This window comes from Pseudonocardia sp. ICBG1034 (assembly GCF_020131375.1).
Taxonomy (GTDB): domain Bacteria; phylum Actinomycetota; class Actinomycetes; order Mycobacteriales; family Pseudonocardiaceae; genus Pseudonocardia; species Pseudonocardia alni.
Window position 1 is genome coordinate 408,821 of sequence record NZ_JAHLEK010000021.1, and the last position, 13,179, is coordinate 421,999.

12 protein-coding genes and 1 tRNA gene are annotated in these 13,179 nt (G+C 75.0%); 6 read left to right on the forward strand and 7 right to left on the reverse strand.

The genetic code is table 11. The annotated features are described in order from the left end of the window. Window position 1: 1 nt before the first annotated feature. Window positions 2-709 (reverse strand): histidine phosphatase family protein, encoded by a 708-nt coding sequence (locus KPF22_RS23485; protein ID WP_073575458.1) that lies wholly within the window; start codon window positions 707-709, stop codon window positions 2-4. A 29-nt stretch (window positions 710-738) separates the two neighbouring features. After that, a complete protein-coding gene (locus tag KPF22_RS23490) occupies window positions 739-1,560 on the reverse strand; it encodes an undecaprenyl-diphosphate phosphatase (protein ID WP_224403304.1) in 822 nt (273 codons plus the stop codon). Between the two features lie 168 nt (window positions 1,561-1,728). Between KPF22_RS23490 and KPF22_RS23495 the strand changes: the two genes are divergently transcribed. After that, the gene (locus KPF22_RS23495) at window positions 1,729-2,676 is read left to right on the forward strand and encodes an aldo/keto reductase (protein WP_208821301.1); all 948 of its coding nucleotides are present in this window, start codon (window positions 1,729-1,731) and stop codon (window positions 2,674-2,676) included. Window positions 2,677-2,781: 105 nt separating this feature from the next. After that, on the forward strand, window positions 2,782-3,066 hold the full coding sequence (locus tag KPF22_RS23500) for a DUF5703 family protein (RefSeq protein WP_062400830.1): 285 nt from the start codon (window positions 2,782-2,784) through the stop codon (window positions 3,064-3,066). Between the two features lie 13 nt (window positions 3,067-3,079). On the opposite strand, the gene KPF22_RS23505 is transcribed toward KPF22_RS23500, so the two are convergent. From KPF22_RS23505 to KPF22_RS23515, 3 genes are all read right to left on the reverse strand, one after another. Further along, the gene (locus KPF22_RS23505; protein ID WP_062400829.1) at window positions 3,080-3,457 is read right to left on the reverse strand and encodes a VOC family protein; all 378 of its coding nucleotides are present in this window, start codon (window positions 3,455-3,457) and stop codon (window positions 3,080-3,082) included. A gap of 45 nt (window positions 3,458-3,502) precedes the next feature. Continuing rightward, complete coding sequence (locus tag KPF22_RS23510; protein ID WP_208821299.1) at window positions 3,503-4,273, reverse strand: SDR family oxidoreductase; 771 nt, start codon at window positions 4,271-4,273, stop codon at window positions 3,503-3,505. 74 nt (window positions 4,274-4,347) lie between these two features. Beyond that, complete coding sequence (locus KPF22_RS23515) at window positions 4,348-5,679, reverse strand: M20/M25/M40 family metallo-hydrolase (RefSeq protein ID WP_208821297.1); 1,332 nt, start codon at window positions 5,677-5,679, stop codon at window positions 4,348-4,350. A 99-nt stretch (window positions 5,680-5,778) separates the two neighbouring features. Between KPF22_RS23515 and KPF22_RS23520 the strand changes: the two genes are divergently transcribed. Then, a tRNA-Leu gene (locus KPF22_RS23520) sits at window positions 5,779-5,863 on the forward strand. Window positions 5,864-6,037: 174 nt separating this feature from the next. On the opposite strand, the gene KPF22_RS23525 is transcribed toward KPF22_RS23520, so the two are convergent. After that, the gene (locus KPF22_RS23525; RefSeq protein ID WP_224403305.1) at window positions 6,038-7,234 is read right to left on the reverse strand and encodes an MFS transporter; all 1,197 of its coding nucleotides are present in this window, start codon (window positions 7,232-7,234) and stop codon (window positions 6,038-6,040) included. Window positions 7,235-7,358: 124 nt separating this feature from the next. Between KPF22_RS23525 and KPF22_RS23530 the strand changes: the two genes are divergently transcribed. Beyond that, window positions 7,359-8,552 carry an aminotransferase gene (locus KPF22_RS23530; protein WP_208821293.1) on the forward strand — a complete coding sequence of 398 codons (1,194 nt, stop codon included), beginning with the start codon at window positions 7,359-7,361 and terminating at the stop codon, window positions 8,550-8,552. Between the two features lie 26 nt (window positions 8,553-8,578). On the opposite strand, the gene KPF22_RS23535 is transcribed toward KPF22_RS23530, so the two are convergent. Next, complete coding sequence (locus tag KPF22_RS23535) at window positions 8,579-10,471, reverse strand: ABC transporter ATP-binding protein (protein WP_224403306.1); 1,893 nt, start codon at window positions 10,469-10,471, stop codon at window positions 8,579-8,581. An 84-nt stretch (window positions 10,472-10,555) separates the two neighbouring features. On the opposite strand from KPF22_RS23535, the gene KPF22_RS23540 reads away from it, so the two are divergent. Next, on the forward strand, window positions 10,556-11,992 hold the full coding sequence (locus KPF22_RS23540; protein WP_224403307.1) for an MFS transporter: 1,437 nt from the start codon (window positions 10,556-10,558) through the stop codon (window positions 11,990-11,992). 56 nt (window positions 11,993-12,048) lie between these two features. Continuing rightward, entirely contained in the window at window positions 12,049-13,176 is a 1,128-nt protein-coding gene (locus tag KPF22_RS23545) for a diguanylate cyclase domain-containing protein (RefSeq protein ID WP_224403308.1), read from the forward strand. Window positions 13,177-13,179 lie beyond the last annotated feature (3 nt).

The window sequence follows — 13,179 nt, forward strand, 5'->3', positions numbered from 1 at the left end:
CTCACGCGTTCGTGGAACCCCCGACCACGGCGTCGGAGGCGTTCACCGGCTGCTCCTCGCCCTCGGCGGGCTTCGGCTTGGGGACCAGGCTCGCGACGTCGCCGGACTGCTCGTTCATCCGCGCGACGAACGGCCGCAGCTCGGTGTAGGTGACGACGCTCACCGAGCAGGTGTCGACGACGATCCGCTGGAAGTTGTCGAGGTGGCTGGCCAGCGCGTCGGCGAGGATCGCCTTGATCACGTCACCGTGGCTGCAGGCCAGGACGATCGCGTCCTCCCCGTGCTCGGCCCGGACCCGGGCGACGTGGCGACGCACCGCCGCGACCGAGCGGGCCTGCATCCCGGCCAGGGACTCGCCGTCCGGGAAGGTCGCGGCCGACGGGTGCGCCTGGACGACCTTCCACAGGTCCTCCTTGAGCAGGTCGGTGATCTTCCGCCCGGTCCACGCGCCGTAGTCGACCTCGGCCAGGTCGTCCTCGACGACCGGCTCCAGGCCGCGGGCCGCCGCGAGCGGCGCGACGGTCTGGCGGCACCGCTCCAGCGGGGAGGTCACGACCGAGGCGATCGGCAGGGCCGCGAGCCGGTCGACGACGGCCGCCGCCTGCTCCCGGCCGCGGTCGTCGAGCTCCACACCCGGGGTGCGCCCGGCCAGCACGCCCGCGGTGTTCGCGGTGGACCGGCCGTGCCGCAGCAGGATCAAGGTCGTCACGCCGACCGAGGCTACGGGAGTGACGGCGGTCAGTACGCGCTGACCGCGCCGAGCGACAGGGCGGCGAGCAGGGCGGCACCCAGCGCGATCCGGTAGGCGACGAACACGTAGACGGTGTTGTTCTGCACGAACCGGAGCAGCCACGCGATCACCGCGTAGCCGACGACGAACGCGACCACCACCGCCACGAGCATCTGCGCCCCGGACGGGCCGTCGCCGGCGAACACGTCGGGCAGCGTGAACAGGCCGGCCCCGAACACCGACGGGATCGCCAGCAGGAACGAGTACCGGACGATCGCGGGCCGGGTCAGCCCCAGGAACAGGCCGGCGGTGATCGTGCCGCCGGACCGCGAGACGCCCGGGATCAGCGCCATGGCCTGGGCGAAGCCGAGCAGGATGCCGTCCTTGACGGTGATCCGTTCGACCGGCTTGACCTGCTTGCCGAAGCGCTCGGCCAGGCCGAGCAGGACACCGAACACGATCAGCGTGGTCGCGACCAGCCAGAGGTTCCGGGCGACGCCCTCGATCTGGTCCTTGAACAGCACCCCGAGCACCGCGATCGGGACCGACCCGATGACGACCAGCCAGGCCAGCCGGTAGTCGTCGGTGGCGCGGACCTCCGCGTCGCGGAACCCGCGCACCCAGGTGAGGAACAGGTGCCAGATGTCCTTGGCGAAGTAGACGATCACCGCGGCCTCGGTACCGAGCTGGGAGACGGCGGTGAACGCCGCCCCCGGGTCCCCGCCGAAACCGACCGCCGAGACGATCCGCAGATGCGCCGAGGAGGACACCGGGAGGAACTCGGTGAGCCCCTGGACGATCCCGAGGACGACGACCTCGAGCCAGCTCACGAACGGCTCCCGTCGCGGCCGCGGTCCGGGGTGCTCCGGTCCGGGGTCGTCCGGTCCTGGCGGCTCGGCTCCTGGATGATCACGGGCCGTCACCGTACTCGCCGAGACGGGGGTCACTCTGCGCGCCCTCACCGGCCCCGCGGGCCCGCGCGCCTAGGCTCGACGACCGTGCAACGCAGACCGGTGGGCGGCAGCGGCCTCGAGGTGTCGCGGGTCGGCCTGGGCACCATGACCTGGGGCGAGGACACCTCCCCGGCCGACGCCGCGGACCAGCTGCGCGCGTTCGTCGACGTCGGCGGGACCCTCGTCGAGACCGCCGAGGACTACGGCGGCGGCGCCGCCCAGCAGGTGCTCGGCGGGCTGCTGCGGGGCACCGTGCGTCGCGACGACGTCGTCCTCGCCGGGCGCGGCACGGCCGCCCCCGACGCGGGTGAACGGGCCTCGCGGACCGCGCTGCTGCGCTCACTGGACCGCACGCTGCGCCGGCTGGGCACCGAGCACCTGGACCTGTGGCAGTTCCCCGGCTGGGACCCCCGGGTGCCGCTGGACGAGACGCTCTCCGCGGTACAGGTCGCCGTCTACTCCGGACGGGTGCGCTACGCCGGGCTGGTCGCCCCGGCCGGCTGGCAGCTGGCGACCGTCGCGGGTGGCGCCACCGCCGGGCCCGACCCGGCCGTCTGCCGTCCGGTGTCGGCGCAGGTGGAGTACTCGCTGCTCGCCCGGGAACCGGAGGCCGAGCTCCTGCCCGCCGCCCGGCACCACGGCCTCGGGCTGCTGGCCTGGGCCCCGCTCGGCCGGGGAGTGCTGACGGGCAAGTACACCGACGGCACCCCGGCGGACTCGCGGGGCGCGAGCGCGCTGCTGGCCTCGTACGTGGAGGCGCGCCGCACCGAGCACTCGGCGCGGATCGTCCAGTCGGTCCTCACCGCCGCCGACGGGCTCGGCACCTCGCCGCTGTCGGTGGCGCTGACCTGGGTGCGGGACCGCCCGGGGGTGGCCTCGGCCGTCGTCGGGGCGCGGGACGCGGCCCAGCTGCGGGCCTCGCTCGCAGCCGAGGACCTCGTGCTGCCCGCCGAGATCCGCACCGCGCTCGACGACGTGAGCGACCCCGTCTGAGCCTCCCCCGCCGGCCCGGGTGCCCTTTACAGTGGGAATGCCCGACGCGACACCCGCCGTTCATCCGGTGGGCACCGACGAGCACGGCACGACCGGGAGGCACGCATGACCGAGGGCGCTGGGAACGGGTCGGAGGACTCCGCCGCCGGGAATCGGGTGGCCGGGACTCGGGACGGCGACGGCTGGACCGACGACCGGTACGAGTACCGCCCGGTGCGCATCGAGGGGGACGTCTCCCGGCTGACGGCGTCGGTGCGGCTGGCGATCCAGGCCGAGTTCTCCGGCTGGGAACTGTCCCGGCTGCGCCTCTACCCCGGCGGCGTGCGCAAGATCGTGCTGCGACGACGGCTCGGTGCCCAGCAGGGCCTGCTGCCCGAGCCCACCTTCTGACGGTCCCCGCCCGTCAGCCGCCGTAGGGCACCGTGATGAGCTCCATGCGGTGCCCGGACGGGTCGTCGAAGTACACGCCCCGGCCGCCGTCGTGGGTGTTGATCTCGCCGGGACGGCTCCCGCCGGGGTCGGCCCAGTACTCCTGGCCGCGGGCGGTGATCCGGGCGAACGCGGCGTCGAACTCGTCGTCGGAGACCAGGAACGCGTAGTGCTGCGGGACGATCGTCGCCGGGTCGGCGTCCATGAAGTCCAGGTCGACGCCGTTCGCGACGCGCACGACCCGGAACGGCCCGAACGACGTCGGCTCGGGCAGCCCCAGGATCTCGGTCAGGTACGCCGCCCCGGCGCGCTTGTCACGGGAGTGGACGATGGTGTGGTTCAGCTCGGCCATGCCCCCAGGATGTGACCTGCACCGCAGTCGAGGTCAAGACCCGTCTCAGGCGTCCTGCCAGCCGACCTCCGGCGGCGTGCCCGCCCCGCGCGGGCTGGGCACCCCCCGGAAGCCGTAGGGCGCGGGCTCGCGGCCGGGCTGCACGTACCAGCACTCCCCCGGCTCGCCCCGCTCCAGGATCTGCTCGACGGCCGCGGCGACGTCGTCGGCCCCCAGCAGCGGGAAGTCGCCGAACTGGGCGCGGACGTTGCCGATCAGCGGGGTGTCGGCGAACCCGGGGCACACGGCGGTGACCCGGATGCCCTCCCCCGCCAGCGCCGGGCCCGCGGCCCGGACGTAGCCGACGACGGCGTGCTTGGTCGCGGTGTAGAGCGCGTCACCGGGCAGGCCGATCAGCCCGGCCAGCGACGCGGTCGCCACCACGTGCCCGCCCCCGGCGCGGCGCAGCGCCGGAACGGCGGCGTTGAGCCCGAACACCACGTGGTCGAGGTTCACGCCGAGGATGCGCCGGTAGCCGTCCAGGTCGAGGTCGGTGACGCCGGACTGGCCCGCCGTGATGCCGGCGTTGAGCAGCACGATGTCGAGCCGCCCGAAACGCTCCTCGGCCGCGGCCACCGCGGCGGCCATCGCCGCGGGGTCGGTGACGTCGGCCGCGTGGGCGAGCCCACCGGCCCTGTCCGCGACGGCCGCGGCGCCGTCGGCGTCCCGGTCGACGACCACGACCTGCGCACCCGCCGCCACCAGCCGGTCGACCGCGGCCGCGCCGATGCCCGACGCGCCTCCGGTGACCAGGGCGACCTTGCCCGAGAGATCCATGCCGCCACCCTGCCACCCGGCGGCCGGTGCCGTCACGGAGCGGGGTGCCGGGCCGGCCGGGCCCGGCGTCCCCGTCACACCGTGCGCAGGAAGCGGTCGAGCACCCGGGTGCCGAACCTCAGCGCGTCCACCGGCACCCGCTCGTCGATGCCGTGGAACAGCGACGCGAAGTCCAGCTCCGGGGGCAGCCGCAGCGGCGCGAAGCCGTAGCACTTCATGCCCAGCGTCGAGAACGCCTTCGCGTCGGTCCCCCCGGACAGCATGTACGGGACGATCTCGGCGGTCGGGTCCTCGGTGCGCAGCGCGGCCTGCATCGCGTCGGTCAGCGCACCCTCGAACGGCGTCTCGACGGCCGGCAGGTCGGTGACCCACTCGCGCTCGACGTCCGGGCCGAGCAGCTCGTCGACCTCGCGCAGGAACGCCTCCTCGCGGCCCGGCAGCACCCGGCAGTCGACGACCGCCTCGGCCGTCGACGGGATGACGTTGGCCTTGTACCCGGCGTCGAGCATCGTCGGGTTCGCGGTGTCCCGGACGGTCGCGCCGATGATCCGCGAGATCGGTCCGAGCTTGGCCAGGGCGCCCTCGAGGTCGTCCTCCGGGTACTCGACGCCGGTCAGCTCGGTCATCCGGTCCAGGAACGCCTGCACCGTGTCGGTGATCGTGAGCGGGAACGTGTGGTTCCCGAGCCGGGCGACGGCCTCGGCCAGGATGGTGACGGCGTTGTCGTCGTGCAGGAACGAGCCGTGGCCGGGCTTGCCCTTGGCCCGCAGCCGCATCCAGGCGATGCCCTTCTCCGCGGCCTCGATCAGGTACGCCCGCTGGTCCTCACCGAGGGTCAGCGAGAACCCGCCGACCTCGCCGACGGCCTCGGTGCACCCCTCGAAGAGATCGGGCCGGTGCTCGACCAGCCACTGCGCGCCCCACTTCCCGCCGGCCTCCTCGTCGGCGACGAAGGCCCACACGATGTCCCGCGGCGGCACGACCCCCTCGCGCTTGAAGCGGCGGGCGACCGCCAGCATCATCGCGTCCATGTCCTTCATGTCGACGGCGCCGCGGCCCCAGACGTAGCCGTCCTGCACGGCCCCGGAGAACGGGTGCACCGACCACTCGCCCGCGTCGGCGGGGACGACGTCGAGGTGGCCGTGCATCAGCAGTGCACCGCGGGTGCGGTCGGCGCCCTCGAGCCGGGCGATCACGTTCATCCGCCCGGGCATGCCGGACTCGACGAGCTCGACGTCGTAGCCGACCTCGCGCAGTTTTTCCGCCACGTAGTCGGCCGCCTCGGCCTCACCGACGAGGGTCTCCGGGTCGGCGGTGTTGGTCGTGTCGATCCGGATCAGCTCCGAACACAGCTGCACGACCTCGTCCTCGGCACTGCTCGGGTCGTCGTTCGCTGAAGCGGTCATGGGCGTCGTTCTACCACCGGCGCCGCGTGCCGACCCCGCCGCAACCCGGCCGTGGGCCTCGGTTATGCTTCCCCCACGACGCGATCGAGAGACCGCGACGTCCGAGTGGCGGAATGGCAGACGCGCTAGCTTGAGGTGCTAGTCCCCGTATAAGGGGGTGGGGGTTCAAGTCCCCCCTCGGACACACATCCTCCGAAACCGGTCACGGTCCTCCGTGGCCGGTTTCGTGCGTTCCGGGCCCGTCGCCCACCCGTGAGGGTGGATCGGCGCGCCGTGGTCGTCGCCGGACGGGCGGGACAGGCACGGCGCGCCACCACCGGCGGCAGGTCCCGGGGACGGGCACGGCCCCACAGCCGGGTCAGCGCGGATCACGGACCCGGGTGCCGACGGCCAGCACCGCCCCCACCGCCGCGGCCCCGGCGAGCACCGCGAACAACTGCGGGTAGCCCCCGAGCGGCCCGGCCAGCGCCGCGCCGGCCCACGGCGAGACCGCCACCGCCACCGTCGCGGGCGCCGACAGCAGCCCGCCGAGCCGCCCGTAGAACCGCGACGGCCACCGGTCCGACACCGCTGTGGCCTGCAGCAGCGTCGTGATCCCGCGGGCGGCGCCGGCCAGCACCGCCGCGCCGACCAGCAGCCACGCCGGGCCGGGCAGCAGTCCTAGCAGCGCGGTCGACGCGGCCAGCGCCGCCAGGACGAGCACCGCCCGTGCCGGTGGGGCCAGCCGTCCCACGGCGCGGGTGTAGAGGGCCCGCCCGGCGACCTGCCCGACCCCGCCGAGCCCGAGCGCCCAGGCCGCCGTCCGTACGTCGAGTCCCCGCTCGATGAGCAGCGGCACCTGGTTCACCGCGACCGCGAACCCGCAGAACGTGCCGAGGAACACCGCGGCCACGATCAGCAGGAACGGGCGGCTGCGCGCGATCGCGCCCGGGTCGGCGTGCTCGGGCGGGGCGGGGGCCTCCGGCCACGGGCCGCGCAGCCCGAACAGGTGCGCGGGGACCGTCACGACCAGTAGGACGACGGCGAGCACCAGGTAGCTGCCGCGCCAGCCGAATCCGCCCAGCAGCGCCGCCGACAGCGGCGCGAACACCGTGCTGGCCAGGCCTCCGGCCAGGGTGAGCCCGGTCAGCGCGCGCACCCGGTCGCTCCCCCACCAGCGGGTCAGCGCTGCGAACGCGGGCGGGTACAGCGTCGCGGACTGTGCGAGCCCCGCGACCAGCCACGCGGCGAGGAACCACGGCCAGGACGGTGCGACGGCGATCCCGACGACGGCGGGCACCCCCAGCAGCGATCCGGCCGTCATCACCCAGCGCGGGCCCCACCGGTCCAGCAGCCGTCCGACGACGATCCCGGCCAGCGCGGACACCCCGAGGCCCACGGAGAACGCGCCGGTCACCGCGCTCACCGACCAGCCGGTGTCCGCCGAGATCGACGGCGCGAGCACCGGGAACGCGTAGTAGAGGACGCCCCAGCTGGTGATCTCGGTGAGGCACAGGACGAGCAGGACCCGGCGGCGGAACCCCGCGCCGGGCGCCGTCCGGACCTCCTCGACCACCGTGCCACCTCGCAACGCCTCGTGCGGCGACCGTATCCCGAGGGTCGCTGGACCGCCCGGACCTCGTCGGCGACGATCGGACCGCAGGACCGACGCAGGACGACCCGGAAGGCGGCATCCCACGGTGCGACTCGACCCCACGACGGCGGCCGGCAGCGACTCCCCCATCGGTGCGGCCCTCGCGCTGGCCGGCGAGCGGGACCCGGCGCGGAACGCGAGGCACCCGTTGCTGGACCTGTCGCAGGCCGCGCCGCCGTACCCGCCGGCACCCGAGGTCGTCGAGCGCGTCGTCGAGGTCGCACGGGACCCCGGCCTGTCCGGCTACGCGCCGGTGCCGGGCATCCCGCCGCTGCGGCGGGCGATCGCCGACGAGCTGGCCCGCGAGCACGGCGGGGACCTCACGCCCGACGACGTCGTGGTCACCGCGGGCTGCAACCAGGCGTTCGCCGTGGTCGCCGACGCGCTCGCCGGACCGGGCGACGAGGTGATCTCGCCGCTGCCCTACTACTTCAACCACGACATGTGGCTGCGGATGCGCGGCGTCACGCCGGTGTATCTGGAGCCCGACGCCGACCTGGTCCCCCGCGCCGCCGACGCCGAGGCGCTCCTCACCCCGCGCACCCGGGCGATCGTGCTGGTCACCCCGGGGAACCCGAGCGGGGTGACGGTCCCGCCCGAGGAGATCACCGCGTTCGCCGAGCTGGCCCGGCGCCACGACATCGCGCTCGTCCTGGACGAGACCTACCGCTCGTTCCGCCCGGACACGACCGAGCCGTCGCACACGCTGTTCGCCGACCCGGCGTGGCGTTCGACCGTGGTCGGCCTGCACTCCTACTCCAAGGATCTGGCCATCCCGGCGTACCGGGTCGGATCGGTGATCGCGGGCCCCGAGTTGCGACGCCAGGTGCTCAAGCTGCTCGACTGCATCGCCATCTGCGCGCCGCGGACCGGGCAGGAGGCCGCGGTGGCCGGGCTCACCCGCGCCGGGGCGTGGCGGGCCGACCGGGTCGCGGAGATCGCCCGGCGGCGGGAGTGGGTCGGTGCCGCACTCGCCGACCGGCCGGGTGGGTTCGAGGTCGCCGCCCTCGGCGGGTTCTTCGCCTGGGTGCGCCATCCGTTCCCGGACCGCCCGACCCTCGACGTCGTCCGGACGCTCCTGCTCGACCACGACACGCTGACCATCCCCGGCACCGCGTTCCTGCCCGAGGACCGGCAGATGCTGCGGCTGTCGGTGGGGCGGGTGGACGAGGCGGCCGCGGCGCTGCTGGCCGAGCGGCTCACCGAGGCCGGGCGGCGGGCGGGAGTGGTCACCGGCTGACCCCGGCCGGGACGCGGCCGCACGGTTCACAGGGCGGCGTAGGCGGCCCCCTGCAGGGTGAAGAGCTCCCGGTAGGGGCCGTCGGCCGCCATGAGCTCGGCGTGCGTGCCCTGCTCGATGATGCGGCCGCGGTCGAGTACGACGATGCGGTCCACGCCGCGGATGTTCGCCAGGCGGTGCGTGACGAGGACGGTGATCCGGTCACGGCCACCGGACGGCTCGCGCAACGCGCCGAACACGGCGTGCTCGGCGCGGGCGTCCAGGGCGGCCGTCGGCTCGTCGGCGACGACGACGGCCGCGTCGCGGTAGAGACCCCGCGCGACCGCGATGCGCTGCCACTGCCCACCGGACAGATCCCGGCCGCCCCGGAACGCCCGGGACAGCACCGTCGCGCCGCCGTCCGGCAGGTCGTCGAGCACCGCGCGGGCCCCGGACCGCTCGACGGCGTCGGCCAGCGCGGTCCCACCGGCGTCGGGACGGTCGAGGCGGCCGAGGCGGATGTTGTCCTCCGCCGACACCGGCCAGTGCACCGGCTCCTGCAGCACGAGGGCCACCCGGTCGTGGAGTGCGCGCTGGTCGAGGCCGCCGGTGTCGAGGCCGTCCCACCGGACGCTGCCGGTCTGCGGCCGATAGAGCCCGACCGCGAGCTTGGCGAGTGTGGACTTCCCCGAGCCGTTCTCCCCCACCAGCGCGACGACCTCGCCGCGGCGGAGGGTGAGGTCGATCCCCGCCAGTGCCGGATCGGGCTGGCCGGGGTAGGTGAAGGTGACGCCGGAGAAGCGGATCTCGTCCGGATCTCCGGCGGGCGCAGCGGTCCCGCGGGACCGGCGGTCGCGCGCTTCGACGAGACACCGGTCGTAGAGCTCGGCGAACAGTCCGGCGTCGAACAGGTTGTTCACCCCCAGCACCACCCCCACCGCTGACGACGTCGCGGTCCGGAGCGCGATGACCCCCGTGCCCGCGAGCGCCAGCGGGAGCCATCCGCCGTGGAGCAACAGGCCGAGAACCGCATACCCCGCTCCGGCCCCGACGCCCCCGAGGACGCGGCCGACCGCGGTGACGAGCGTGGCGCGGTGGCCGACCCGGACGGATTCCTCCGCGACCACCGCGGCGATGCGCGCGTGCTCGGCCAGGAGTGTGCCCTGCACGGTGAAGGCGCGGACCTCGGCCGCGTCGCCGCGGCTGGTCAGCAGGCCGCCGCTGAGGGCGAGACGTCGGTGGTTGGCCATCATCCGCAGGTGGGACAGAAAGCTGTTGCGGATCGTGCGCAGGGTCGCCCACGCCTGCGGCAGGGCGGCGAGAAGCACGACCGGGATCAGCAGGGGATGGACCACGCCCACCGTGGCGGCCGCGGCGAGCAGGCCGATGCAGTTCCCGAGCAGATCGCCGACCATCCGGACGCCCTCCCTGATCCGGGCCGTCGCCTGATCGGCCCGCTGCACGAGCAGCGTGAAGTCGGCGTCGTCGAAGGCGATCAGCTCGACCTCGGCGACGTGCTCCAGCAGCTCGCGCTCGACCAGCCGCTCGACCCGGGGAGCGAGCGTCGTCGTCACGGCACGGACGGCGAGCTCGAGAGCTGCGCGCGCCGACAGCGCCACCACGACGAGGGCGACGGCCGGCAGGGACGCCACCACCCGTTCGGGGGTCGGACCGTCCGCGAGCAGCCGGGTGAACACGTCGGCCGTGGCGAGCAGTCCGAACGCGGTCGCGACACCGGCCAGCAGATGCACGATCCCGGCCAGCAGCGTCCATCCCGGCGCGGCCCGCCACGCCCACCGGGTCAGCGACATCGCGGTCCTCGGCACCGACCGGGCGACGGCGAGGACCCCGGCCTCGGCGGCCACCTGCATCGTCCGCGCCCACTCCGGGACCGCCAGGTCCTCGATCCCGATCAGCGGCCGCGCCGCCCGTTCCGCCATGGCCGACAGTGTGCAGGCACCCCCTGACAGGAACGGCACGTCGCGGCGACGGAAGAGACCAGGACATGCCGGTGTTCGCCGACCATGGACACCGGACTGCGCACCGGCACCGCGGCCGGCCGTTGGGTCATCACGGCCTGCGTGCTCGGCTCGGGCATGGCGATGCTCGACAACACCGTCGTCACGATCGCCCTGCCCCGCATCGCCGAGGACCTCGGCGCCGGATTCGCCGGTCTCCAGTGGACGGTCAACGGCTACACGCTGACCCTGGCCGGGCTGATCCTGCTCGGCGGCTCGCTGGGCGACCGGTTCGGCAGGCGGCGGATCTTCGTGACCGGGGCGGTCTGGTTCGCGCTGGCCTCGCTGCTGTGCGGGCTGGCGCCGAGCGTCGAGGTGCTCGCCGCGGCCCGCGCCCTGCAGGGGGTGGGCGGGGCGCTGCTGACCCCGGGCAGCCTGGCACTGATCTCGGCGTCGTTCCACGGGGCGGACCGGGCGGCGGCGATCGGGGCCTGGTCCGGTCTCGGCGGGGTCGCGGGGGCGCTGGGCCCGTTCGTCGGCGGGACGCTCGTGGAGTGGTCGTGGCGGGCGGTGTTCCTGATCAACCTGCCGCTCGCGGCGGTCGTCGTCGCGGTGGCGGTGCGGCACGTGCCCGAGTCGCGTGACCCCGACGCCGCGCACCGGCTCGACGTCCCGGGCAGCGTGCTCGCGGTCGCCGGGCTGGCGTTGCTGACCTGGGCCGGGACCGCGGCCGGCGCCGGTGCGTCCCCCGGGCTCCAGGTGTGGGGCGCGGGCCTCGCCGGAGTGGCGGCACTCGTGACGTTCGCACTGGTCGAACGGCGCAGCCGGTCCCCGCTGGTGCCGCCGGAGCTGTTCACCGGCACCGGCGACGCCGGGGACGGGCGCCGGTTCACCGGCGCGAACGTCGTGACCGTCGCCGTCTACGCGGCGCTGGGGCTGCTGTTCGTCATGCTCGCCGTGCAGCTGCAGATCGTGGCCGGGCTCTCCCCGTTGCTGGCGGGGACCGCGACCCTGCCGGTCACCGTGCTCATGCTGCTGCTGTCGGCCCGCGCCGGGCGGCTCGCGACGCGCACGGGCCCGGCGCCGCTGGTCACCGGCGGGCTGCTGCTGGCCGCGGCCGGGATGCTGCTGGCGTCGCGGATCGGGCCCGGCGCGACCTGGCTCACCGACGTGCTCCCGGCGACGGCGCTGGTCGGGCTGGGCCTGTCCGCGGCCGTCGCGCCGCTGACCACGGCGGTGCTCGACGCGGCGGCGGACCGGCACGCGGGCGTCGCGTCGGGGGTCAACAACGCGATCGCGCGGGCGGCGGGCCTGCTCGCGGTGGCGGCCGTGCCCGCGATCGCGGGGATCCGCGGGGACGCCCCGGCCGACCCGGCGTCTTTCGGGCCGGGGTTCACGAGCGCCATGTGGATCGGGGCGTCACTCCTCGTGATCGGTGCGGTACTGGCCGCTGCACTGTTACGGGGAGGGACCGAGACTCGCATCACACAGGCAACCGCTTAACCGTTCACGCACGTATAACTTTGTGACAAGCGTTACTGCAAATGAGTGAGGCGTGAGTGATCGGTGCCGGGGACTCCGCAATCATGCCCGGCGTCGCGCACCGCCCCTCACGGACCGTCACGAAGCCGCTGCTCGACGCGCTCGCCCTGGCGATCGAGGAGTTCGCCCTCGCCCCGTCCCGGGACCGGCCGATGGCGGTCGTCGGGCTCGTCCAGCGGTCGGAGTACCTCCGGCCGGCGCTCGGCGTCTGGGACCGGCTCGCCGCCGTCTGCGGGGACGGCGCCGTCGTCGCCACCGTCGGCGACGCCCCCGACGGGCTCCCCGACGGCCTCGGGCACATCCGGCTCACCGACGGCGAGGACGCGGCCCGCGAGTGGAGCGTCACCGTCCTGACGCCGCGGTCCGGGGCGACCGTCGTCGCCCACGACCTGGAGGCCGTCGACGGGGCGGCGCGCTCGCTGGAGCGCGGCAGGCTGTTCTCCGCCCGCTGGTCCTTCCGGCACGCCGACGCCCACTCCGAGCTGCTGCGGCTGCGTCACCAGCTCGGCGCGCGGCTCGGCTCGCGGCACACCGGCGGCCTCGACGAGGTGCTCTCCCGGGTCGTCCCCATCCCCGGCACGGCCACCGACCACCGTTACGACGCCGCCGCGGACACCCTCGCCCGTGAGCTGTCGCTGGAACGCCGTCGCGCCGACGCCGCGCAGACCCGGCTCGACGAGCTCGAACCCGGCGCCGAGCGCGACCCGCGCAGCGGGCTGCCGACCCGGGCGTTCCTGGACCGCTGGCTCGACGGGTCCGCGCCGGGGACCCTGCCGCTGGGCCTGGTGCTGCTGCGGGTGCAGGGGCTGGGGTCGATGACCCGGCGGCACGGGTTCCGTGCCGAGACCGCGGTGCTCCGCGGGATCGCCCGGCTGCTCACCGGGCAGGTCGGGTCCGCCGGGCGGCCGGTGCGCGTCGGGCGCGAGGAGTTCCTCCTCCTGCTGCCCGGCGCCGACGTCCGGTCCCTGGCCGCGGCCGCCCACCGGCTCTGCGAGACCGTCGCCGGGCTGGCGGCGGTGTTCCCGTTCGTCCCGACGCCGTCGCACGCGGTGATCACCCGGACCCGGCACCGCCCACTCCCCCTCGAGGAGATGTGGGCGGCGCTCGACGACGCCGGGACCGGCGTCACGCTGCTGCGCGGCTGACCG

Coding starts and splice junctions, on each gene's coding strand:
- KPF22_RS23500 (WP_062400830.1), top strand. CDS start 2,782: ATGACCGAGGGCGCTGGGAACGGGTCGGAGGACTCCGCCGCCGGGAAT.
- KPF22_RS23505 (WP_062400829.1), bottom strand. CDS start 3,457: ATGGCCGAGCTGAACCACACCATCGTCCACTCCCGTGACAAGCGCGCC.
- KPF22_RS23510 (WP_208821299.1), bottom strand. CDS start 4,273: ATGGATCTCTCGGGCAAGGTCGCCCTGGTCACCGGAGGCGCGTCGGGC.
- KPF22_RS23515 (WP_208821297.1), bottom strand. CDS start 5,679: ATGACCGCTTCAGCGAACGACGACCCGAGCAGTGCCGAGGACGAGGTC.
- KPF22_RS23535 (WP_224403306.1), bottom strand. CDS start 10,471: ATGGCGGAACGGGCGGCGCGGCCGCTGATCGGGATCGAGGACCTGGCG.
- KPF22_RS23540 (WP_224403307.1), top strand. CDS start 10,556: ATGGACACCGGACTGCGCACCGGCACCGCGGCCGGCCGTTGGGTCATC.